A 22,395-nucleotide genomic window follows, 5' to 3' on the forward strand; every position below is an offset into this window, starting at 1 on the left:
CCAAGCGACTATTCGGTCGTACGTGACGATGACGAAGATCCCAGGCTCATTCACGGTTGTAACCGGAGGGAGGGCGGGCGACTTCGTCACGCCTCTGGCCGGGTGGCCACCCGGCCAGAGGCGCAATCGCTTCCATCGCACAAAATCTCTAACGTGCAGATACAAGGGTGGGTGGGGTCGGCCACCCGCCCCTCGTTGGGGAAGCATGGAAAGCGGCGCCCGCGGGCACCGAAAATCCGGCACCCTCACTTCCGAAGCGCTCCGCGCGGCGGGGCCTCCTGTATGAAGCGAGCCCTGCCAAATCACGCGTTTCGAGGGCCGGCAGGGACGAATCACCTGCCGCACGGGCCGAAGGCGGGAATGTACGAAAGCGTACAACCCGGATTTGTTCGCCTTGAAGTCGATGGTTCCCGAACCGGGGTTGCAGCTTTCTTGCGGCTGAGCGGAGCTCGGCCCGCCGCCTGTGGAATAAGACCCGCAAACCGGCCAGCTGCCGCATTGACACCATCTTCTCGCCTTTTTGCCGTGGAGGTTTGCCCCCCGCCGCATTCGGAGGGCCGGTCCCGGTCGATTCCAGTGGCGATGTAGCGATCCGACGAACAGGGCAACATTGGCGATATGACAATCTACTATGTGAACTCAGCGACTGGCTCCGACCGCAACAGCGGAACGGGCCAGACCTCGGCTTTTGCGACTTTGTCCAAAGTGGAATCTCTGAAACTGAAACCGGGCGACAGTGTGCTGCTCGCCAAGGGAAGTGTTTTCAACGAGCAGTTCGATATCAAATATTCCGGCACCGAAAGCGCGCCGATCAAGATCGGCAGTTACGGCACGGGGGCGGCCCCCGTCATTCATAGCAACGGCGATGGCATTCACAGCCTCTATGCCTCGAACATCGTCATCGAGAATTTGAAGATCTCCAATACCGGAAGTGCGGGCATCTATGGCGGCAGCGTCACCAACTGGACGGTGCGCAATGTCGAGATCGCCAAGACGGGGCAGTCGGAAAGCGCCGGCGCCGTCACCTTCCGCAACAGCAAGAACATCACGGTCGAAAACAGCAAGGTAACCGACGTCAAGGGTGACGGCTTCTGGATCGAAAAGGTCGCCGGCGTCAAGCTCATCAACAACAGCGTCACCAGCGCCAACGGCTCGACGGCCGATGCCGTGCAGGTCAACGACAGCAGCAATATCCTGATCAAGGGCAACCATCTCGACCAGACCGATGCCAGCAGCCCGAAGGGCGTGATCGCGCTGGTGCGGGCGACCAATGCAGTGATCGAGGACAATGTGCTGACCGGCGGCGGCTTCGGCATCAGCGCGCCGGCGGGCAAGACCGTCGCCATCCGCGACAACGACATTTCGGGCTATCACGGCTACGACTGGTCCTTCGCCGTCGGCCTCGGCGATCAGGGCAGCGCGAGCGACTACGACATATCCGGCAACCACATCCATGACGGCGCCTGGGGCGTGGCCGTCAGCGGCCCAGTCGGCGCCAGCTATACCCGCACCAATATCAAGGTGCACGACAACACCTTCGACGACCTCACCCAGGCGGCTCTGAAGGTCGACCGGCCGGCCTCCGGCTCCTTCTACAACAACACGATCGAGAGCGGCACCAAGGCCACCAGCATATCGCCCTCGATCGTCGATGCGCATACCTTCACCGTCACGGGCAACCAGACGGTCGCCAATGTCTCGACGACGCTTGCCGCCACCGAGACCAAGGTTCCTGCCACGACGGAAGCGGCGGTCGCCGACCCGGCCGTCGTCGCCGTCCACGATAATCTGAAGATCTTCACCGATAACGGCGAAGCCCATCGCGGCAATCTTCTGGAAAACGACAGCTCCGACAACGACACGCTGGTGCTGCGCCGCTTCGACGGCGAAAGCGTCGGCAAGCACGGCCTGACGCTGACCGGCGAGTACGGCTCCATCCACGTCGAACGGGACGGCAGCTATGCCTACACGCTCGACGAGACGAAGCTGCCGGCCGCCCATGACGGCCATGTGAGCGAGACTTTCGGCTACGGGATCAATGATGGGAACTCCCAGCATACCGACGGGGATACGCTGACGGTGTTCATTCATATGGATGATTTGTTGCGGTGAGAGTTGGGGTGGGGGTATGACCTCCACCCTCTGCCACTGCGGTTTGTGGGATATGTGCCCTTCGCATGCGCTTCATGTGAAGGGCAATGAAAGATGTGCCGTGTGGCCCCCTCATCTGCCTGCCGGCATCTTCTCCCCGCTGGGGAGAAGCGAGCAAGCCGAGAGCTCCCGTCCACAAACGATGCCTTCGAGAAGGGCAAGACGCAGCTGCGATTCCTCTTCTCCCCAGGGGGAGAAGATGCCGGCAGGCAGATGAGGGGGCCTCACGGCGCACCCTCCATTGCCTGGCTCTGATGACACAAGCCGCAACCTCTCCCCGGCCTCATCCTGAGGCTCTCGAAGGACGAGGGCGGCCATCGGTGATGGCAACTTACCTTACGTAAACCATCAGACCGTACGTTACCGTTCATTCACCCTTCGGTCGTTGTTTCCTCGCTAATTTTCCCTTAAGTTGTATTCTCGTAGATGCAGCCACCGCCAGGCGCTTCTCGGGAGCAAGGCCCCACCCAGGCCCGCCGCCGTAACGGCAATCGAACGCCATCCTGATGGCCTTCAGCCCCCGACCGCATCCGATCCACTCGTTGCAGCCGTCACCCGACGGCTGGGCGATAATGCGAGAATAGGCGAGATGACAATCTATTATGTGAATTCAGCGACGGGCTCCAACACGAACGCCGGCACCAGCGAGGACGCGCCTTTCAAATCCTTCTGGGCGGTGGAAAACCTGAAACCGCAGCCGGGCGACAGCGTGCTGCTCGCCGCCGGCAGCGTCTATAACGATCAGCTCGACCTGAAATATTCCGGCACAGTCGATGCGCCGATCACCATCGGCAGCTACGGCGTCGGCGACGCGCCCGTCATCCAAAGCCCAAATGACGGCATTCACAGCCTCTATGCCTCGAATATCGTCATCGAGAACATCACGATCTCCGACACCGGAGGGGCGGCCATCTACGGCGGTTATGTCTCAAATTGGACCGTTCGCAATGTCGAAGTGGAACACACTGGATTGTCCAAGTCAGGTTCGATCACCTTCCGGACCGGCTCGAACATCACCATCGAAAACAGCACGATCAACGACGTCAACGGCGACGGCGTGTGGATCGAGAAGGTCAACGGCGTCAATTTCATCAACAACACCGTCACCAACGCCCATGGCACGGCGGCCGATGCCGTGCAGATGAACGATAGCAGCAATATCGCCATTTCAGGCAACACGCTGGATCAGACGGGTGCGGTGACGCCGAAGGGCGTGATCGCGCTGGTGCGGCCGGTCAATGCCGTGGTCGAGGACAATACGATCATCGGCGGCGGCTTCGGGATCGGCGCGCAGGCCGGCACCAACGTCGCCATCCACGGCAACGATATTTCGGGCTATGGCGGCTACAGCTGGTCCTATGCCATCGGCCTCGGCGACCAGGGCGACACGCGCGACTACGACATCTCCGGCAACTACATTCACGACGGCGTCTGGGGTGTGGCGGTCAGCGCCGCCGGCACGCCCAGCTATGTCCGCGAGGGCATCGATATCTATGGCAACTTGTTTGACGACCTGACGCAGGCGGCGCTGAAGGTCGACCGGCCTGCCTCCGGCTCGTTCCACGACAATTTCATCGCCAGCGACGTGACGCCCTACAGCATATCGCCAACGATCATCGCCGCCGGCACCTTTCCTGTCTACGACAACACGACGGTCAACGAGAGCGAGACCACGTTTGCGAGCGCCGACAGCCTTGTCGCCACCGAGGCAAGCCTCAGCCTGATGGCCGACAGCGCCTATGCCGGGCAGGACAGCATGACGAAGATGAAGGCGGAGGCGGACCACGGCCATCACGGCGATCCCTTCGGCGAGGACGGCGTTTCCTCCGAAAGCCTGCTGCTTCGCCGCTTCGGCCATGATGGCTTCGACAAAGGCAGTGATGTGGCGGACAAGGGCAATTATTTCGGCCCGCTGGACGTGGCCGATCTCTTCGGCGCCGGCGAAACCGGCAACGCCTTCTGGCATCCCAACATCCCGCCGCCGCCGGAATCTTCGCATTATCAGGATGGGCTGGTGCTGAGCGTCATCCTCCATCCCGAGGATGCGCTGGTCTAGTTTTCGCCGAGCAGGGTCAGCAGGACTTCTGCTTCGATCTCCGTGCAGATGCTCTCATATTCGGCGAGGATCGCGGGATCGGACGCCTTATCCCTGCGCATGCGGTCGAGCACGGCGCAGACTTCGCCATAGGCGCTGCACATCTCGCCGAGATCGGGATCGCTCGCCGCTGCCGCCCGGATCGTTCCCCGCGTCGCGGGCAACCGCATCATCAGCCGGGCCAGCCCCTGTTCGGCGGCGCGTCCGGCGATGCGGGCGACGCCTTCTTTCCTGGCCATGCCACCACCCCTTGCTGCTTCTTTCCGCTGTCGAGAGAAATACGCAGGAATGCTGCATCTGGTTCAGAGAAGAGGAGAAAATTGCCCGCTTAAAATGTTGAGGCCTCTTAAAAACGTCCTTCCAAACCTCTTGGGCGGTTAAAGTCCGTGATATTGGAGGTGTGCCGTGTGGCCCCCTCATCCGGCCCTCCGGGCCACCGACCGGGGTCGAGCCGCAGGTCTCGACCCGTCCTTCGGACCCCAGCTGGGGAGAAGGGGAGTCGAGAGCTCCACGTCCTCAAATGATGTCTTCAAGAAGGGCAAGACGTTGCTGTGATTCCGCTTCTCCCCGGCGGGGAGAAGATGCCGGCAGGCAGATGAGGGGCCACACGGCACAGCTTCCATGGCCTTTCGCCTCACCCCGGGCGGCAAGCGAAAGGCGGATGGAGATCGCCGCTTACGCCGCAAGACCGATGGTAATCGTCGCCGAAAGCACGCCGCCGTCGAGTTTTTCGAAGTCGAAGATGTGGTCGGCGGCGTCGTCGGGGATGAGGTTGTCGGCGTCGTTGCGGGTGTCGCGGGCAGGACGTCCGGCATAGTCGGGGTGCTCGCCGTAGACGATGTCGCTCAGCGCGTCGTCGAAATAGATCTGGCTGACGAGGAGCTCCCTGCCGTCGACGAGGATGCGGCAATGGACGTGCGGTGTGCGGCCGCTGTACCAGCCGGGATAGGCGGTGAGAAAGCTTGCCCGGCCCTGCGCATCGGTCAGCTGGCGGCCGCGGAAGGCGAGGCCGCTGGTCGCCTCGGCATCGCCGAAGGTGCACATTTCGGCGGCCTCGCGGCCGGAATAGATGCCGCGATGATCGGTGTGCCAGATCTCGATATCGGCCTTTTCCACCGGCCGGCAATCGCCGGCATGGACGATGCGGACGGCAAGGCGCAGCGGCAGGCCGGGTCTACCCTCCGAAACATCCTGGCGGGCGGGGACATTGTTGACATGGCAGGGGCCGAGGGTCTGGGCGAGCGTCGCAACGCAGTTCGGCCGGGCGCGGAAGAGCGGCTCGGGCAGCGCCTCCCAGGCGACCGCCTCGGTGCCGCCGCTCAGGAAGTCGCTTGCCTTCCAGTCGAAGGTCCTGGCGGCGATGGCGACGTGGCGCCGCGGCCAGATGGCTGCCGCGATCACTGATGACGCCGCGATGGCCGCGCCGCCGAGCACAAGGGTCCGCCTCTTCATCCGCCTTCCTTTCGTTGGGGCCAGCGTGGAGGAGGATGGCCGGAAAAGCCAGTTAAATCCCGGCAATGGTCGGTGAAGCTCGGTCGGGTTTGGCGCGGCAATGTATTGTCAGTGCCTCCCAAGTATTCTGAGGATCCCTCATGGAATATCGGTTAAGCAGGGTGGAGGCCGCGGGCGTCTCGCGAGGCAGGCTTTTCCCATCTGCGCGCCGGGCCGACAGAGCCTGCCGCGCTAAGATTATCTTCAGATTATCCTCGAAAATACACGAATAAATTGCTTCTCATTCGCGCCATGATTCATCTTTACGTTTCCGCCCGCATTTTATTCTTCGTCACAATTGAGATCATCATGATCTTCGCAACAATGGTGGGAAACCATGAGGGTTATTCTCGTCATCGTCCTCACGGCGCTTGCCGTGCCCTGTGAGGCAGACATGCTCGGCACGGCGTCCCGATACAAAAGCATGCATGAACGCTCCATCTCCTTCCTCAGCGTCAATCCGAGGCGCACTTCCTGGTGCGGGGCGTTCCTGGCCTATGTCGCCAAGCGATCTTCGAGGGAGCCGCCCGACAACCCCAACATGGCGCGCTCCTGGATGAAGTTCGGCAAGCCGGTCTTCGCCCGCTCGGCCAAGCGCGGCGACGTGGTGGTGATCCGCAGCGGAAGGCGTTTCCACGTCAGTCTGTTCGACCATTTCGACCAGCGGCGCCAATACGTCTATCTCTTCGGCGGCAACCAGTCCAACCGGGTCCAGCTGTCGCGCTACCGCGCCAGCTCCGTCGTCGCCGTTCGACGATGAAGCCCGATATCTCCTTCCTTAAAAACCTTCTTGCCACTCCATCCCTTTGATTCCAATAGCTTAGGATTGACAAAGAGGTTTTTAAGAGAGGTCAACATTTTAAAAAATGGGTGCAGCCGGGATCTGCAGGCCTTATCTCGCGCATTTTTAAAATGTTGGGCCTCCTTAAAAACGTCCTTCCAAACCTCCGTGGCGGGGTTGGGGCGTATCTTCCGGCACCGATTTGATGGATCCTGACCTCGGCGTGGCTTCAGGCCTTGCCCAGATGCTTCGGCCAGAATTGCTGATGGACTTCGGCGGCTTCGTCTTCGAGGTTCGTCGGGCCGACCACGGTGACGACGCGTGCGCCGGTTTGCAGCACCGCCCGGCTCGGCACGTTCAAGCCGATCCCGGCAATCTCGCCAAGCCGGGTTTCGGAGCAGGCAAACACCATGCTTCCGATGCCCGACCAGTAGATCGCTCCGGCGCACATCGCGCAGGGTTCCGTGCTGGTGTAGAGCGTGCAGCCGGCGAGAAAGGCAGCGTCGTAATGCTGCGCCGCCAGTTTCACCAGGTTCATCTCGGCGTGGTTCGTCATGTCGCGGCCGCTGAAGACGGTGTTTTCGGCGCGCAGGATCACTTCGCCGTCCCTCACCAGCACCGAGCCGAACGGTTCGCCGCCGCCGTGTTCCATCGCGGATCGCGAAAGCGCAATCGCCTCGCGCAAAAACGGCTCATGGTTTTCCATCAGAGTCCTCCCCGAAAAAGCTAGAGCGGGATGATCTTGTCGTGAATTTGAGGGATTTCCAAGTCGCCGCAAATCGGATTCGAGCCGGCGCCCGAAAGGATAAGGGCAGGCGGGCTCGGCACCCGGCCGTCAATCGACCGCGTCCAGCTCGCAAAGCACGCCGTCGACGGGGATGGAGGCCAGCCTTTCGCGTTTGATATCGAAACGCCAGGCCTTGACGACATTCTCCGACCGATGCGTGCCATCCGGCTGCTCTGCCATTCTGCCGAGTGCGAAGACGGCGTCCCCGGGAAACCGGCTCGATGAGCAATAGACCGGCTGCAGAAGTTCGTGGCGGGGGCTGGGCCTGGTGATCGTCACCTGATCGACATCGGCCCAGACGGGAAGGTTGCCGTTCCTGCCGGTCTGGCGGCGAAGCACCAGCGAGAGCTTTGCGCCGCATTTCAGCTCGGCCGCCCCATAGGCCGGGCCTCCGGCCGCTCCCGGCAAGGCCGTTCCGCTGACTTCCACGCAGCCCTTATGAGAAGGCGGCGCCGATTTTCCCCGCGCCTCGCTGGCATGGCCGGCGGCCGGGATCAGCGTGAGAAGGGCGGCAATCGCGGGGAGATATCGGGACATGGGAAAACCGTGAGGCGAGCAAAGGGAAGCTTGGCAAATTCTCAATCCGGAGGAGTGGACGGTAGCTTTGCTTGGGGACGAGTCAATAGGCGATCCGGTTGGTGGAATGTCGGCAGCAGTGGCCGGTGGCCGACCTCGTCCTTCGAGGCCCCTTGCGGGGCACCTCAGGATGAGGTCGGAGAGAGCGAGCGGCTTGTCTCGCCGGAAACATAGCGGCACGGCACACCGATCCGAGAAGCCACGCGGCGCAAAGATCACCCTCAGCTACGCGGCACAACGGTCAGCCTCAGTCACACGGCACACCGACTAGCCCTCATCCTGAGGTGCGCAGGCCATAGGCCGGAGCCTCGAAGGACGAGGGCGGGTGGCTCCGTATAACGTACCCCGCAATCTTGCCGGCTGCGTTTCCACCATGCTAGCCTCGCGGCAATGGAAGTCACCGTCTACATCCTCCGCTGCAGCGACGGCTCATACTACACCGGTCTGACCAAACAGGAGATCGAGGCGCGCGTCTGGGAGCACAATGCCGGCATCTATGACGGCTATACAGCCAAGCGCCGCCCGGTCGAACTCGTCTTCACGGAAACCTATGACCGCATCCTCGACGTCATTGCCCGCGAGCGGCAGATCAAAGGCTGGTCGCGCCGGAAGAAGGAGGCGCTGATCGCCATGGATTATGAAGCCTTGCCGGAACTGTCGAAACGCGGACCGGTCGAGGCAGAGTGAGCGCAGGTGGCCGACCTCGTCCTTCGAGGCCCCTGCGGGGCACCTCAGGATGAGGTCGGAGAGAGGGTGCGGCCTGTCTCGATGTAATACCGGCCTGACACAAGGGGCAGCCCTTATCCGGAAGGGTGATCCGCAGGATGGCCGACACTCCTGTAAGCGGCAATAATACTGTCCGCCGCCAGGCGGGCCTCGTCCGCGGTTGTCTGGAAGTTGGTGACGGAGAGGCGCAGGACGTCGCGGCCGCGCCATTTGGCGCCGCCGGCGAAGAGGGTGGCTTCGGCGCGGATCTTTTCGATGGTCTTGCGGGTGATGGCGTCGCTTTCTTCGTCCGGCCGGTCGGCGGCGAAGCGGAGGATGAGCTGGTTCAGCGTCACCTCGTTGAGGATGGCGATGCCGGGTTCGCGCGCCAGATGCTCGGCGAGCAGGCGGGCCGAGGCGCAACACTGGTCGATGAGGGCGGCGATGCCGTCGCGGCCGAGATGTTTCAGCATCGCCCAGGTGGCAAAGCCGCGGGCGCGCCTGGAAAGCTCCGGCACGTAATGGGAGGGATCGCGCTCGCCTTCGGTGGCGAGCGGCAGGTAGCTTGCGGCGATCGTCATGGCGCGGCGGTGGGCAAGCTCGTCGCGGACGATCGCATAGCCGCAGTCATAGGGCGTCTGCAGCCATTTGTGGCCGTCCGTCGCCCAGCTGTCGGCCGCCTCGACGCCGCGGCTGAGATGCCTGAACTTCTCCGAAGCCTGCGCCCAGAGGCCGAAGGCGCCGTCGATATGCACCCAGGCGCCCTTTTGCTTCAGCGCCGGGATGAGGCTGACAAAATCGTCGAAGCCGCCGGTATTGATCTGGCCGGCCTGGAGAACGGCGATGCAGGGGCCGGTGAACGATGCAAGCGCGCCGGGGAGCGCGGCCGGATCGATCCGGCCCATCGCGTCGGTCGGCAGGCGCAGCACGCGGTCATGGCCGAGGCCGAGGAATTGCAGCGCGGAGAAGACGGTCGTATGGGCGTCGTCGCCGATCACGACCGTGATCTCGGGCGCGCCGAACAGGCCCTTGGCATCGCCATCCCAGCCGGCCCGGCGCAGCACCTCGCCGCGGGCGGCGGCAAGACAGGTGAAATTGGCGACCGTGGCACCGGTGACGAAGCCGACCGAGCTTTCGCCCGGCAGCTTCAGGAGATCGAGAAGCCATCTGGCCGAAATGGTTTCGACGGCGGCCGCGGCCGGCGCGGCGGTGTGGTTTCCGGCATTCTGGCCCCAGGCGCTGGTCAGGAAATCGGCCGCGACGCCGACCGGATGCGAGCCGCCGATGACCCAGCCGAAGAAGCGCGGGCCGGTGGTGAAATGCAGCCCGGGCTCGGCGCTTTCGGCGAGCTCCCGGATCACATCGCCCATATCGGCGCCTGCCGCCGGCAGCGGCTCGTCGAAGGTGGCGAGCGACGCGGCGTAATCATGGCGCGGCACATGGCGGGCGGGAGCGGATTGGCGAAAGGCGGCCGCAAGCCGGGCGGCTTCCTGAAACAGAGATGCGATTGCCGACATATGATCCCCCATGCCGGCTGCCCGCCGGTGCTGACGGACCCTCCTCGAAGCTTCATTGCCGGCAGCAGGCAATCTAGCCGATCTTGCCGGCGCTGTCTCGGCAGCGAAAGGGTTATGGGGAGCGGCGGACGTCCGACGCACGCTTACGGCAAAGGCGGCTGCGCTTCCTCGAGAACGGCGAGCAGCCAGGCGACACCGGTATCCATCAGCGCGACCTTGGGGAGGACGGCATTGATGCGAAACCGCGTCAGTTCCAGCGGCACATCGACGCTTTCAAGGCCGAAGCGCGCCGCATGCATGACGGCAAAGCGTCTCGGCAGGGCGCAGACGAGATCGGTTTCGGCAAGGATGGCGAGGGCGAACATGAAGTTCGGCACGGTGAGCGCCACCCGGCGGCTGCGGCCCTGGCGGGCCAGCGCCTCGTCGACGAAGCCATGCGGATCGCCGCCGAGCGAAACGACCAGATGCTGCTGCTCGCAATAGCGCTCAAGCGTCGGCTCGCCGGCGAAGGCATGGCCGGCGCGCATCGCGACGACGAAATCCTCGTCATAGAGGCCGCTGACATGGAAGCGCTCCGGAATGTGCCCGGTGGGAAGGACGGCGATATCGGTCAGCCGGTCTTCGAGATCGGTGAAGGCGCCGCGCCATGCGCGTTCGGGCGCGCTTTCGCCCTGCGCCGGCAGCAATTGGCGGATGGCGATATCGATGCCGGGCGCTCTGCGGCGAAGCTCGGCGAGAAGCGGGGCCAGCAGCACGGCCGAAATGCCGTCCGGGGCGGCGATGGTGAAACGGCGCCCGGAGGTGGCGGGATCGAAGGGCTCGGCCGACGACAGCACGCTGCGCAGGCGCGCCAGCACATCGGCGATCGGGGCGGCGAGCTCCAGCGCGCGCGCCGTCGGCACCACGCCCTTCGGCGTGCGCAGGAACAACGGGTCGTTCATGAGCCGCCGCAGCCGGCCGAGGCCGTGGCTGACGGCCGACGAGGTGAGGTTCAGCCGCGCGGCCGCGCGGCCGACATGACGCTCCTCCAGCACCGCCTCGAAGAGGACGAGGAGGTTGAGATCGGTGCGGGAAAGATCAATCTGGTTCAGCATATCGCTGAAATCATATCATTGGATTCAGCACTCATGAAGTGGGAGTGTCCGGCGGCGGCGCAATAGGCGTTCGTATTGCTGAAGGAGCAGGCTCATGTCATCCGCATCCCATCTCAAACTTGCCGAAGCGGGCGCGCCCGACGCCCGATGCGCCGAACTCTTCTGCCGCACCGCGGAAGCGAATGCGGCGCTGATGCGCGGCGATGTCGACACCTACCGCGCTCTCAACCCGCTTGCGGCCGATTTCATCCTCATGTCTCCCTTCGGCGGCCGGCCGACGCGCGGGGCGGAGCTGACGGAGGAGCGCTGGAAGTCGGTCGGCCGGTTCTTTGCCAATGGCGACTTCGAGCAGGAACTCGTGCAGGCTTATGGCTCGGCCGAGATGGTGGTCCTCGCCGTCATCGAGCGCGCCCGCGTCGAGGTCGGCGGCCTGCCGATGCAGGACTGGGCGCTGCGCGTCACCCTGGTTTATCGCCGCGAGGGCGGAGAATGGCGGCTCGCCCACCGCCACGCCGATCCGCTTGCCAACGGCATCAGCCTGGAACAGGCGGCGGCGCTGGGGCAGGTGCCGGCTTCATAAGTAGGACGTTCACACGTCTCAATGCCTTTTTTCATTTCCTGTCGGCGAGCAGGCGGGCGATTTCTGCCTTCACTTTCGCGTCGGGCTCGATTTCTCGCGCCGCCGAGAGGCGCGCTTCGGCATCGGCCGGCCAGTTTTCGCGGCCCCAGGCGTCAAGCGCCTTCAGCGCCATGTGGCGGTTGCGGATCACCGGGCTCTGGAGGCTGGCCTCGATGAAGTCCCAGCCCTTGCCGGGGAATCTGCGCAGATCCTGGACGATGAAATCGAACGCGGCATGGGTTTGGTATTTCTCGCCGTAGCCGATGCCTTCCAGTTGCGGCCCCGTCGCCACGTCGCGAAAGTCGAATGTCGAGCGGGCAAGATCCAGCACTCGAACGATCCGCTCCGGATTGTCCGTCTGCATGAGAAAATACCAGGAATTGTGGCCTGCCAACTGCCGCGTGAGGTAGATCTGCCAAATATCCATCTCGAGAAACCTGGCAATCGTTATGGCGTCATAGAAGCGAAGATGATCGCCCGTTGCCAGCCAGGGTTCGGCCAGTTCCGCCAGCGGCTGCCGTTTCAGGATGGCCGCTACCTGCTGCCTGATGGTCTGGCGTTCCTGCGGCGACCAGCCCGGCTGCCGTTCCCAGGCGGGATCCTCGTCGGCGAGAAACTCGCCAATGCGCACGAGCGCGCCGCATTGCGCGAGGCTCAGCCCGTCGCGATCCAGATGGCCGACGAACAGGCGAACGGCCTCGGCGCCATCGCTATAATCGAACATATCCTGCGCCGGGCCACCCGAAAAAAGCGCGCCTATAATGTCGGAAGCGCCCAACAGCAGCTCTTCGTCAACGGTTCGGGCGCGCAGGGCCTCGATGAGATTGCCCGCCGTGGCGCAGGTATAGGCGAGATACTCATACATGATCGAATTGGCGCAGCCGTGCCGCAGCATCCAGGATTTAATCTCGGCATTTTTCGTATTCGAGAGCCGCGAGACAGCATCGATCTTGCCCCAGCCGTCGAGGCGTTTTGCGAGGTCCCAGATTTCCATCTCCGGGTCGTCGAGCGTGTTGATCAGCGCGACATTGGCAAACATAGCGAACTCATCGTGCCGGCCGAGCGTCCGGAACAGGTCGATATTGTCAGGGTTGCGCTTGGCTCCGAGCAACGCGATCGCCGCCTTCACCACCTCGCGGTCCGGCGCGTTCGACGCCAGCCAGCGCATGAGGTCCTGAAGCTTGCCGCTGTCGAGTTCCCATGCCGAAAAGCCGACCAGGCTGTCGATATATTCGATTGCCGCGTCCCGGTTCATGGCGTCGTAAAGCCGCTTCAGGCTTTCGGCCGACGGTCTGGCAAGCGCAGCCTTGAGGGCGGGATAGACGGCCCAGGCCTTCGCCCGCGCCGGCTCGTTTTCAGGCGCTACAATGTGGTCCACGGCGCCGCCGACCCATGAAACCTCGGTTTTGGAAAAATAGATTTCCTGGTCGGGCAGGTTGGCATCGCTGCCGTTCTCCCTGACGAAGCGGTAGAGGGACGGCCGACCGGCATCCCATGGCGTCGGGAATGTGTCGGGATTCCAGGCAAGCTTTTTGTTTCGAAGAAGCGAGAGGATTTTCATCGATGATCTATTGCAGTCTCGGCTGCGGCAGGTGAACAACCTATTGGATAAGGCGGTTGCGCGGCGCGAACAAGTCCATCAAAGGATGAAATTACTCCGGGCTTTCCTCGCGGGCCGTCTCCCCACCCCCTACAGCATATCCCCAAGGCTCCAATGGTTGCTCCAGCGGGCGTCGATTTCGTCGTCGACGTTCTGGAAGCGAATGTCGGTGGAGAGGCGCAGGCGCCCGGCGCGGTCCTGGTTGGTCGTGGCGGCGTGGATCATGTAGGGGGAGTGCAGCACGACGTCGCCGGCCTCGTAATCGGCGGCGAGCCAGCGGGCGTCGAAACGTTCGGCCATATCGGGCAGATCCTTGGAGACCCAGCCGCCTTCGGCCATGTGGCTGTTATAGGCGCTGATCCGCTCTTCCGGCGTAAGATCGCCGCTGCGGAGGCGGAATTCGGCCTCCATGCCGCGCCCGATGGCGTGCGAGCCTTCGAGATAGACGAGGCCGCCCATCTCGGCGGGCGTGTCGCCGATCGGGATCCAGGCGGTGACGAGCCGGCTGGTGCCGCCGCGGAGGTAGACGAGATCGTAATGGGCGGGCGTCGCCGCCGGCGTGCCGGGCTTGACGTAGCGCATCAGCTTGCGCTTGTGTAGGTAGGAAATGCCTTCGAGAAAGGCGTCCATGAAGCGCACGAGCGGCGGCTGGGCGCAGAAGCCTTCATAGGCGGCCGAGCGGACGAGCGACATCAGGCGGCGGTCGGCAAGGCTCCAATCGACGCCTTCGCCGGCGGCGAGGCCGAGCGCGAAATCATGGCCCGGCGCCAAGAGGCCGGTTTCGGCGAGGCGGGTAAAGACCCAGCGGCGGAAATCGATCACCTCGGCGCGCGGCAGCAGGCCTTTCAGCCAGACATAGCCATGTTCCTCGTAACGGCGCCGGATGGCCGCGACGCCGATGGTGGGATCGGTCGGCTGAAGCAGGCCGAGCCTTTGCGCGGGGATCGTCCTGCCATGGGCGGCAAGGGGTGTCTCAAGCGTTCTCAACCCGGCAATTGACATTTCATGCATCCATGGCTTGAGTTCATCTACCTCCAGATTGCTGCGGACCTGCGTCAATCGCCATGGAGGAAAGCTGCAGCTGGACTTTTCGCTCATGAGAGAAGCCGAAGCCATCTATCGTTCGCCGCTTGCCGCGGCCGGCGGGCTTGCTGTCACCGGCAGCGGCCGGCAGCATGCGCGCCACGCGGTGAAGGACAGGAAGCTGCCGAGCTTCGCGGCTGTGCTGGTGGAGCGCGGGCAGGGTTTTCTCGAAACCGCCGCCGGCGGCCGCCAGGCCGTGGAAGGGCCGGCGCTCTTCTGGCTGTTTCCGAACCGCATCCATTCCTATGGGCCCGATGAAAACGGCTGGGACGAGCGCTGGGCGCTGTTCGAAGGCTCGTTCGCGCGCGATTTCGTGCGCATGCGGCTGATAGGAGAGCGGCATCCGCTGGTGGCGCTGCGCCGCCCCGAAGAGATGGCGCGGCTCTTCGGCTGGCTGCATGCCGATCTCGCCGACGACAGCCATCTCGGCCAGGCTTCGGCAGCCTTGGCGCTGCATCGCATCGTCATCGCCGCTGTGCAGCAGGCGGGCACTGCTGCCGACCGCGGCAGCGAGGCGGCGGCGGGCGATCTCGTCGAGGTGCTGCGGGGCAGGGCGCTGCGGCCGCTCGATCTTGCGGCTTTTGCCGCCGAGCACGGCATCTCGTCCGCTACGCTGCGACGACGATTCATCACTGAGACCGGCCTGCCGCCCAAGGCCTTCCAGCTTCGCGTCCGCATGGACCAGGCCAAGCAGCTGCTCGTCACCACCGACGAGACGATCGAAGCCGTCGCAGCCGCGGTCGGCATCGAAGACCCGTTCTATTTCTCGCGGGTCTTTCACACGCGGGAAGGCTGCAGCCCGCGCGAATTCCGGGCGCAATACAGGCGAGGCTAAAGGGTTTCGGCCGGCGTTCGCCTTTGCCGGGATGACGAGGAATAAATCGAGCATCGCGCGAGATGCTTGCAAGTCTCTTTAATAACGAGCTTATTTTCTGCTGTGCAATTCTGAAATTTCTTTGGGACGATTAAAATCTATTGCCTTCTCTCGAAGTATCATTCAAAGATGAGGAAATATCATTTACGCCGCTGTCAAGGCCGCTCTGCCAATCAGCGAGGGATATGCACTGAAATATTTCGTTGTCTATGCGTTGGTGTGTATGGTCGTCGGGCTAGTTCTTCTCGTCGTCATCCGTCAGATCGCGCCGTTCAACATGGAGAGGCCGGACGACCAGACGGCCGCTCGGCCGAGCGAGCAGGCGGATGACATCATCGTGCGATCGACCCCCGAGCCGACCGCCGACCAACCCGCCCGCCCGCCCGCGCAATGGGAACTCAGACCGACGAGCCCGGCGGACGCCGACCCGTCAGGCGTCCGCAAAGGCGGCCGGGTGGGGACGCCGTCGCAGTGAATGGCTTTATTGGCTCTTGCGCCTGAGGATTTGGGCGCGTTCGGTTGTCTATGAAACAAAACCTTTGATAGGGCGTGCCGCGGGCACCCCCTCTGGCCTGCCGGCCATCTCCCCCACAGGTGGGGAGATCGGCAAGTGGCGCAAACTTCGTGCCCAATTACCGTTTCGCCGGGCTATGAGGCCTGTTGTTTGGGGAAACCATCGCGCCCAGCCAATCTCCCCACCTGTGGGGGAGATGCCCGGCAGGGCAGAGGGGGTGTGCCCTCTTCACATAAGCTGGCTTGGTGGAAGGCACGCGCCGAACGCTACTTCTCTTTTACTGGGTAGGGCACCCGCCTCGTCCTTCGAGGCCCCTTGCGGGGCACCTCAGGATGAGGCTCTCTTGAGCGTTGGCGCAAAGGCCTCCGACGCCAACTATCAGGGTGCGGCATCCTCCAACGCTCCTCATGCTGAGGTGCGCAGCCCAAAGGGCGGAGCCTCGAAGCACGCGCCGCAGCGTTGCTTCTGCATCCGCCGCTCGCCCACGCGACCGCCCCAAGCAATAGAAGCACACATCTTCCGGGTTGCATCGGCCGGAGCCGCCTGCAATGACAGTGTTTCATATCCCGGGAGGCGATGATGGATGCAGGCGGCGTGACGATCAGGCTGGTGGGGCCGGACGATGTGGAGGCTTTCCGGCAGATCCGGCTGGAAGCGCTGCGCACCAATCCGTCCGCCTTCGCCAGCCGCTACGAAGACTGGGAGGTGCTGTCGCTCGAGGAGTGGCGCAACCGGCTGAGCGAGCCGGTTTTCATCGCCTTTCAGGACGGCCAGCCCGTCGGTATCATGGGCCTGTTCCGGCAGCGGTCGAGCAAGATGGCGCACCGCGCCACGATCGTCATGGTCTATGTCCGCGCCGGCCTGCGCGGCACGGGGCTTGCCGTCAGGCTTCTCGAGGCGATTTCCGATCACGCGCGGTCGATCGGCCTCCGGCAATTGGAGCTGTTCGTCAACGCCGAAAACCCGGCGGCGATGCGCTTCTACCAGCGGCAGGGCTTTGCCGAAATCGGCCGCATTCCCGGCGCCGTGCTGGAGGATGGCAGGGAGATCGACGATGTGATGATGGCGTGGCGGCTGGTGGGGTAGGGCGGGATTCAGAATTGGACGCGCTCGCCTTGCTCTCAAGGTCTCTCCGAGTATCCACCTCTCCTCATGCCGAGGTGCGCAGGCCGAGAGGCACCGACTTCTCCCCCCTCATTCCTGTGCCCGTCACAGGAATCCAGCCACGGCGCGTCCGCGCCGTGAATGACTCTATGGAAAGGAAACGAGTTTCTCGCGCCCAAGGACTTGGGCGCACTGGATTCCTGTGACGAGCACAGGAATGAGGGAGGAGAGGTAGTGCTTCGCCATCGAGCATCTGGCGTGAAGCGCGCCGTTTTCCAACGCTCCTCATGCTGAGGTGCGCAGGCCATAGGCCGGAGCCTGGAAGCACGCGCCGCATGCTGCTTCCTGCACCCGCTTCGTCCTTCGAGACCCCTGGGGCGCCTCAGTGTGAGGCTCTCTTGAGCGTGAGCGAAAAGGTCCCGATGCCCGCTGCCGGCGATACCCGATCGGTCACGGGAGGCTGCTTAGAATTTGATTCAGGCGGACACTTCAAGCTGCTGTATTCACTCGGCTTGTCCGCCTGTATCCGCAGCCAGGCCCAGCACGTCCGCCATGGTGTATTCGCCGGCGCGGCGGCCGGCGATCCAGCGGGTGGCGGCGAGTGCGCCGCGGGCGAACATGGCGCGGTCGAGGGCCGAATGCGAGAGGGTGATCACTTCCTCGGCGGCGGCGAAGAGCACGCTGTGCTCTCCGGTGATGCCGCCGGCGCGCAGGACGGCGAAGCCGATTTCACCGGATGGGCGTTCGCCGGTCAAGCCGTCGCGCCCGCGCCGCTCGACAGAGGCGAGCGAGACGCCGCGGCCGGCCGCCGCCGCTTCGCCGAGCATCAGCGCGGTGCCGGAAGGCGCGTCGATCTTCCTGGCGTGATGGGCTTCGAGGATTTCGATATCCCATGCATGGGCGGGAAGGGCGCGCGCGGCCTGGGAGACGAGGCCGAGCAGCATGTTGAGGCCGATCGAGAAATTGCCGGAGCGCAGGATGGGAATGCTGCGGGCGGCCTCCGCGATCCGCTCCAGCTCATCCGGCTCGAAACCGGTTGCCCCGATCACCAGCGCCGGCCCGCCCGATGCCGCGCACAATCCGGCAAGCTCGGCGGCGGCGCTGCCCGTGGTGAAGTCGAGGATGACATCGGCCGCCGCAATCGCGGCCGCACGATCGATCAACCCTTCGCCTGACGCGCCGGAACGCCCGATGCCGCCGATGAAGGCAAAAGCCGGATCGGCCTGGAGCAGCGGCAGGATGGCCCGGCCCATGCGGCCGTTTATGCCGGCGACGGCTATTTTGATGGGTGAGGTCACGTTGTTTCCTTGGCGGTGGCGCTTGGGCTTGGCGATTAGCGCAGTTCGGGATTGGTGCAAAGCCGGGATGCTTGAAATGCCTTGAAAGCTTGTGAAGCATCCCCCTTGTATTCGTCATGGTAAGAGCACCCGCCAAGTCCTCGAAGCTCTTGTGAGTCACTCACCTCTCCACCCTCATTCCTGTGCCTGTCACAGGAATGACAGAGGAGAGGTGGTGCTCCGTCATCGAGTATCTGGCGTGAAGCGCGGCATCCTCCAACGCTCCTCATGCTGAGGTGCGCAGGCCAAAGGCCGGAGCCTCGAAGCACGCGCTGCAACGCTGCTTCTTGCATTCATCCGACATCACCGCGCCCGCCCCGTCCTTCGAGGCCCCTGTGGGGCGCCTCAGGATGAGGCTCTCTTGAGCGTCGGGCATCGCCGTGGCGTCCCTCTCAGGCGGACGATTGCGGCGGCAGCTTGGGTTTTGCGACAAGCGCAGTTCGGGATTGGTGCAAAATTGGATTTCCGTGTGCGATGAGAACGCCGCTCATCGAAATATTGCGGATCTCTCTTGCCGGACTGCTGGACTACGCCAGCGTAGGAAAGCCAAAATGAGTGCGTAAACAAAGAGCACGATTGGCGTTTCCCCCAGGACGGGAAGCAGGATGAACCCTTCGCCAGGTCCAGCTTCTTCGTCCGGCGCCATCGCCGGCATTGCCAACGCGGAAAGCGTGAATGCCGACAACAGCACCCAGAGAAACGCAACCGCATGCAGCAGCCATCTGCGCCGCCTCATCCTTCGCGCGACGACAATGGCCAGGATGGGGATCAGGATGTTCAGCGCGAAAACAAGCGCAAGCGCGATGCCTGGCGGCAGGATCGTCGGGTAATGCGGATCATATTCCAGCATGGTTTAGTTTCGGCCTATGCTTACCAATTGCCCGGATCGGCGGTGTGGTCGATGCTGGCGAATTCATCCGCCTTGTCGCGGTCGAGCTTCAGTTCCGCCGTCACCTTGGCCTCGTCGGTGACGGTGTAGCGGTCGGGCACCGGTCCCTTCGCCAGCTCCTGATACATCAGCAGGGCGGCCTCCTCGGCGGTGTCGGCTTCGATCTCGCGGGCGATGGATACGGTGAACTTGTGCATGGTTCCGGCCTTCTCGATGATCTCCTGGCCGGGACAGTCTGCCACGAGTTTCGGAGCCAGTAAAAGCGCTCCGCTTGAGAATTTGATTCAGGCGACGGCGGCAGGTGGTTGTTTTGATGGGTTTCGCGGTTTTTATTTGGCGCGGGCGCGGGCCTGGCTTTCCTTCTTGATCGGCCGGCCGATCGGGCAGACCTCCTGCACGAAACCGTTGAGCACGTTGACGAGATTGTTTTCGATCAGGGAATAGTGGACGAACTGGCCCTGTTTCTCGCGCTTGATCAGCCCCGCGGCTTCAAGCACCGACAGATGCTGCGAAACAGCGGGCTTCGACATGCTGAAGCGGTCGGCGATTTCACCGGCGGTCAGGCCCGATGCCGAGAGATAAGCGAGGATCTTGCGCCTCGGCGCGCTGGAAAGTGCGTGGAATACCCGCTGGGCGCCGGCAGAGCCGCCTTCCGCAGCGTCGTCGAAAGTCTCGTCTTCCAAATCCGTCTCCTCGCCAGCGGCATCGTCGCATCGATCCCTGGAATAATTAAGCAATTAGCTTATTGCTTAATTATATCGGTTCGTGCAAAGTAATTAGGTAATTCCTTAATTAATGAATTAACGGGCGGCGTTCAAGCAAAGAATGCGCCCGATGGGAAGGAGTTTGCCGTGAGCAGCATTTCAACAGGACGCATGATCGACGACAGCAGCGATCCGGTGAAGGGCAGGGTGGCCTGGGCGCCTGCGAAGTCGATCTGGATCACCGCCATGACGCTGATTGCCGTCATCGGCGGGCCCTTGACCTTCAGCTGGAGCGCCCTTGCCGTCTTCATCCTCTCGACCGGCATCACCATCTGCCTCGGCCATTCGGTCGGCATGCACCGGTTGCTGATCCACCGCTCGTTCAACACGCCTCTCTGGATCGAGCACATCCTCGTCTATCTCGGCACGCTGGTCGGCATGGCCGGCCCCTTCGGCATGATCTACGCGCATGACATTCGCGACTGGGCGCAACGGCAGCGGGACTGCCATGATCTCTACGCCCATCGGCGGTCTTTCCTCGTCGACGCCTACTGGCAGAAGCATTGCGTCGTGGTGCTCGATCATCCGCCGCGTTTCGTCATCGAGGAGCGTGTGCGGAATGATCGCTTCTATCGCTTTCTCGAGGCGACATGGATGGCGCAGCAGCTTCCTCTCGCGCTCGCGCTCGTGCTCCTGGCGCTTGGCGGGCTGCCGTGGCTGGTCTGGGGGATCGCCGTGCGGATATCGGTGTCGCTGACCGGGCACTGGCTGGTCGGCCATTTCGCCCATCGCGGCGGCCATCAGGGCTGGAGCGTCGATCATGTCGCGGTGCAGGGCTATAATCTGCCGCGCTTCGGGCTCGTAACCTTCGGCGAGAGCTTCCACGGCAATCATCACGCCTTTCCGGAATCGGCGCGGCTCGGCATCGAACCGGGCCAGCTTGACCTCGGCTGGCATTTCATCCGGCTGCTGGCAGGGCTCCGCCTGGCCTCGGCGATCAAGCTGCCGCACATGATCGCGCCGAGGGAGGGGCTTAGGCGTGTCGAAATGTCGGGAGAGGCTAGTGAAGGGCATCTTGTGGGGCAGCGTTGAGGCCATTTCAAGAATTGACGAATCGAGGGCGCGGCGGCATGTTTTTGTCCGGCGTGACCTTCCGCCGAACCTCCTTCGATCCTCCCCGGCAGGGTCTTCATCAGGAGGCAAAGGGACTTTTCGTCTCGGGTCGCCAACCTTGGACCTGACGTCTGGGATGGGCTTGCCGGGGAATGCCGTCCGAGACTGGGAAGGCCAAAATATGACCGAAAACGCAAACTTCAAACGGCGTGTGCGCGCTCGCGCCGCCAAGACCGGTGAATCCTACACGACCGCTCTCATGCATATGCGCCGCGGCCCTCGGAAGGATGAGAGCCAGCAGGCCGGACGGTTGCGCCTGGCCGTGGCGCAGACCATACACGCGGACGATCCGCGCGATATCGCCAGGCTTCGCCAAAGCGGGCAGGAGATGCGGAGGCTGATGCGCCAGGCGCGGGAGGCGGATGCGCGACTCGTGCATTTCCCTGAAGGCACCATCTGCGCGCCGAACAAACGCATCATGTCGGAGGTCGGGCCAAAGGAAATCGGCGCGTCCGACTGGCGGCGGTTCGAATGGGGCGTGCTGCGCGAGGAGCTGGATGCCACGCGGAAGCTTGCGCGCGAACTAGGGCTCTGGGCGGTGATCGGCTCGGCGCATCAGCTGACAGCGCCGCACCGACCGCACAGCAGCCTCTATGTCGTCTCCGACCGCGGCGAACTGGTGACGCGCTATGATGAGTGGCTGCTGTCCAACACCAAGATCTCCTTCATGTACACGCCGGGCTCGATCCCCGTCACCTTCGAGGTGGACGGCATCCGCTTTGGCTGCTCGCTCGGCATGGAGTGCCATTATCCCGAGATTTTCGCGGAATATGAGCGGCTGGACGTGCATTGCGTACTGTTTTCGACCACTGGCGGCGTTCCGGCCAACGAAGCGGCCTTCGCCGCCGAGGCGCAGGGGCATGCATCGACCAACAGATACTGGCTGAGTTTTTCTCTTTCGACGCATCCCGGACTGGCTGATCCGGCCGTATCAGGAATCGTCGCTCCCGGCGGCCGGTGGGCTGCGCAATGCCCGGCGGACGGGACGCCCGCGATTGCCCTTGCCGATATCGACGACAATCCCGGCGATCTCTCCCGGCCGTGGCGGCGCAAGGCCCGCGCCGGGCTCTACGAGCCGCATCGGGTGGAGGGTGACCCGCGCAGCGACGGGCGGGATATGTTCTAGCTGCACGTGCGACGCTGCCGGCGCGATCCTGCGCCGGCGGCGGATGGTTGCAAGGAGCGGCGTGGGCGCGTGTCCTTCGAGGCTTCGGCCTTCGGCCTGCGCGCCTCAGGATGAGGGAGGTCGGCGGGTGCCGCGCGCGCCCTATGGGAGGTCGGAGGGTGCCGCGCCCGCGAGG

General features: G+C 63.5%; 22 protein-coding genes. 10 read left to right on the top strand and 12 right to left on the bottom strand.

What is annotated here, in order from left to right; genetic code table 11:
* The first annotated feature begins 618 nt into the window (after nucleotides 1-618).
* Nucleotides 619-2,112, top strand: coding sequence for a right-handed parallel beta-helix repeat-containing protein (locus ATY77_RS13025; RefSeq protein ID WP_088687668.1), 1,494 nt, complete (start codon nucleotides 619-621; stop codon nucleotides 2,110-2,112).
* 628 nt (nucleotides 2,113-2,740) lie between these two features.
* Entirely contained in the window at nucleotides 2,741-4,207 is a 1,467-nt protein-coding gene (locus ATY77_RS13030) for a right-handed parallel beta-helix repeat-containing protein (RefSeq protein WP_088687669.1), read from the top strand.
* Here ATY77_RS13030 and ATY77_RS13035 read toward each other — a convergent pair.
* Both ATY77_RS13035 and ATY77_RS13040 read right to left on the bottom strand, forming a co-directional pair.
* Nucleotides 4,204-4,485, bottom strand: coding sequence for a nodulation protein (locus ATY77_RS13035; protein WP_088687670.1), 282 nt, complete (start codon nucleotides 4,483-4,485; stop codon nucleotides 4,204-4,206). The two genes, ATY77_RS13030 and ATY77_RS13035, sit on opposite strands and share 4 nt — an antisense overlap.
* A 436-nt stretch (nucleotides 4,486-4,921) precedes the next feature.
* Entirely contained in the window at nucleotides 4,922-5,698 is a 777-nt protein-coding gene (locus ATY77_RS13040) for a protocatechuate 3,4-dioxygenase (protein WP_088687671.1), read from the bottom strand.
* Between the two features lie 376 nt (nucleotides 5,699-6,074).
* Here ATY77_RS13040 and ATY77_RS13045 point away from each other — a divergent pair, with 376 nt between their 5' ends.
* On the top strand, nucleotides 6,075-6,497 hold the full coding sequence (locus ATY77_RS13045) for a TIGR02594 family protein (protein WP_088673487.1): 423 nt from the start codon (nucleotides 6,075-6,077) through the stop codon (nucleotides 6,495-6,497).
* Between the two features lie 250 nt (nucleotides 6,498-6,747).
* Here ATY77_RS13045 and ATY77_RS13050 read toward each other — a convergent pair whose 3' ends face one another.
* Entirely contained in the window at nucleotides 6,748-7,224 is a 477-nt protein-coding gene (locus ATY77_RS13050; RefSeq protein WP_088687672.1) for a nucleoside deaminase, read from the bottom strand.
* Nucleotides 7,225-7,353: 129 nt separating this feature from the next.
* The gene (locus tag ATY77_RS13055) at nucleotides 7,354-7,842 is read right to left on the bottom strand and encodes a hypothetical protein (protein ID WP_245314329.1); all 489 of its coding nucleotides are present in this window, start codon (nucleotides 7,840-7,842) and stop codon (nucleotides 7,354-7,356) included.
* A 429-nt stretch (nucleotides 7,843-8,271) separates the two neighbouring features.
* Here ATY77_RS13055 and ATY77_RS13060 point away from each other — a divergent pair, with 429 nt between their 5' ends.
* A complete protein-coding gene (locus ATY77_RS13060; protein WP_088687673.1) occupies nucleotides 8,272-8,568 on the top strand; it encodes a GIY-YIG nuclease family protein in 297 nt (98 codons plus the stop codon).
* Nucleotides 8,569-8,681: 113 nt separating this feature from the next.
* Here ATY77_RS13060 and ATY77_RS13065 read toward each other — a convergent pair whose 3' ends face one another.
* Both ATY77_RS13065 and ATY77_RS13070 read right to left on the bottom strand, forming a co-directional pair.
* Nucleotides 8,682-10,103 (bottom strand): aspartate aminotransferase family protein, encoded by a 1,422-nt coding sequence (locus ATY77_RS13065; protein WP_088687779.1) that lies wholly within the window; start codon nucleotides 10,101-10,103, stop codon nucleotides 8,682-8,684.
* Nucleotides 10,104-10,246: 143 nt separating this feature from the next.
* Complete coding sequence (locus ATY77_RS13070) at nucleotides 10,247-11,197, bottom strand: LysR family transcriptional regulator (protein ID WP_088687674.1); 951 nt, start codon at nucleotides 11,195-11,197, stop codon at nucleotides 10,247-10,249.
* A 94-nt stretch (nucleotides 11,198-11,291) separates the two neighbouring features.
* Here ATY77_RS13070 and ATY77_RS13075 point away from each other — a divergent pair, with 94 nt between their 5' ends.
* Nucleotides 11,292-11,777: a nuclear transport factor 2 family protein gene (locus tag ATY77_RS13075; RefSeq protein ID WP_088687675.1), complete on the top strand. Its 486-nt coding sequence runs from the start codon at nucleotides 11,292-11,294 to the stop codon at nucleotides 11,775-11,777.
* Nucleotides 11,778-11,808: 31 nt separating this feature from the next.
* Here ATY77_RS13075 and ATY77_RS13080 read toward each other — a convergent pair whose 3' ends face one another.
* A complete protein-coding gene (locus tag ATY77_RS13080; RefSeq protein WP_088687676.1) occupies nucleotides 11,809-13,377 on the bottom strand; it encodes a hypothetical protein in 1,569 nt (522 codons plus the stop codon).
* Between the two features lie 129 nt (nucleotides 13,378-13,506).
* Nucleotides 13,507-14,418, bottom strand: coding sequence for a phytanoyl-CoA dioxygenase family protein (locus ATY77_RS13085; RefSeq protein WP_088687780.1), 912 nt, complete (start codon nucleotides 14,416-14,418; stop codon nucleotides 13,507-13,509).
* 94 nt (nucleotides 14,419-14,512) lie between these two features.
* Between ATY77_RS13085 and ATY77_RS13090 the strand changes: the two genes are divergently transcribed.
* The 3 genes from ATY77_RS13090 to ATY77_RS13105 all read left to right on the top strand — a co-directional run bounded on the left by ATY77_RS13090 (nucleotide 14,513) and on the right by ATY77_RS13105 (nucleotide 16,973).
* Nucleotides 14,513-15,334, top strand: coding sequence for an AraC family transcriptional regulator (locus ATY77_RS13090; protein WP_088687677.1), 822 nt, complete (start codon nucleotides 14,513-14,515; stop codon nucleotides 15,332-15,334).
* A 262-nt stretch (nucleotides 15,335-15,596) separates the two neighbouring features.
* Complete coding sequence (locus ATY77_RS13095; protein WP_348627670.1) at nucleotides 15,597-15,848, top strand: hypothetical protein; 252 nt, start codon at nucleotides 15,597-15,599, stop codon at nucleotides 15,846-15,848.
* A 618-nt stretch (nucleotides 15,849-16,466) separates the two neighbouring features.
* The gene (locus ATY77_RS13105) at nucleotides 16,467-16,973 is read left to right on the top strand and encodes a GNAT family N-acetyltransferase (RefSeq protein ID WP_088687680.1); all 507 of its coding nucleotides are present in this window, start codon (nucleotides 16,467-16,469) and stop codon (nucleotides 16,971-16,973) included.
* A 521-nt stretch (nucleotides 16,974-17,494) separates the two neighbouring features.
* Here ATY77_RS13105 and dapB read toward each other — a convergent pair.
* The 4 genes from dapB to ATY77_RS13125 form a co-directional block, all read right to left on the bottom strand.
* Entirely contained in the window at nucleotides 17,495-18,289 is a 795-nt protein-coding gene (dapB, locus tag ATY77_RS13110) for a 4-hydroxy-tetrahydrodipicolinate reductase (protein WP_088687681.1), read from the bottom strand.
* A gap of 526 nt (nucleotides 18,290-18,815) precedes the next feature.
* Nucleotides 18,816-19,178 carry a hypothetical protein gene (locus tag ATY77_RS13115; protein ID WP_245314330.1) on the bottom strand — a complete coding sequence of 121 codons (363 nt, stop codon included), beginning with the start codon at nucleotides 19,176-19,178 and terminating at the stop codon, nucleotides 18,816-18,818.
* A gap of 20 nt (nucleotides 19,179-19,198) precedes the next feature.
* Entirely contained in the window at nucleotides 19,199-19,414 is a 216-nt protein-coding gene (locus ATY77_RS13120; RefSeq protein WP_088673761.1) for a hypothetical protein, read from the bottom strand.
* Between the two features lie 132 nt (nucleotides 19,415-19,546).
* Entirely contained in the window at nucleotides 19,547-19,900 is a 354-nt protein-coding gene (locus ATY77_RS13125; RefSeq protein ID WP_088687682.1) for a metalloregulator ArsR/SmtB family transcription factor, read from the bottom strand.
* Between the two features lie 168 nt (nucleotides 19,901-20,068).
* Here ATY77_RS13125 and ATY77_RS13130 point away from each other — a divergent pair, with 168 nt between their 5' ends.
* Together ATY77_RS13130 and ATY77_RS13135 are read left to right on the top strand one after the other, a co-directional pair.
* Nucleotides 20,069-21,013, top strand: a complete 945-nt coding sequence (locus ATY77_RS13130) for an acyl-CoA desaturase (RefSeq protein WP_088687683.1) — start codon at nucleotides 20,069-20,071, stop codon at nucleotides 21,011-21,013.
* Between the two features lie 202 nt (nucleotides 21,014-21,215).
* Nucleotides 21,216-22,220, top strand: a complete 1,005-nt coding sequence (locus tag ATY77_RS13135; protein ID WP_088687684.1) for a carbon-nitrogen hydrolase family protein — start codon at nucleotides 21,216-21,218, stop codon at nucleotides 22,218-22,220.
* Nucleotides 22,221-22,395: the final 175 nt, after the last annotated feature.

It is taken from the genome of Rhizobium sp. R634, from assembly GCF_002211305.1.
In the GTDB taxonomy this organism is placed as follows: Bacteria; Pseudomonadota; Alphaproteobacteria; order Rhizobiales; family Rhizobiaceae; genus Rhizobium.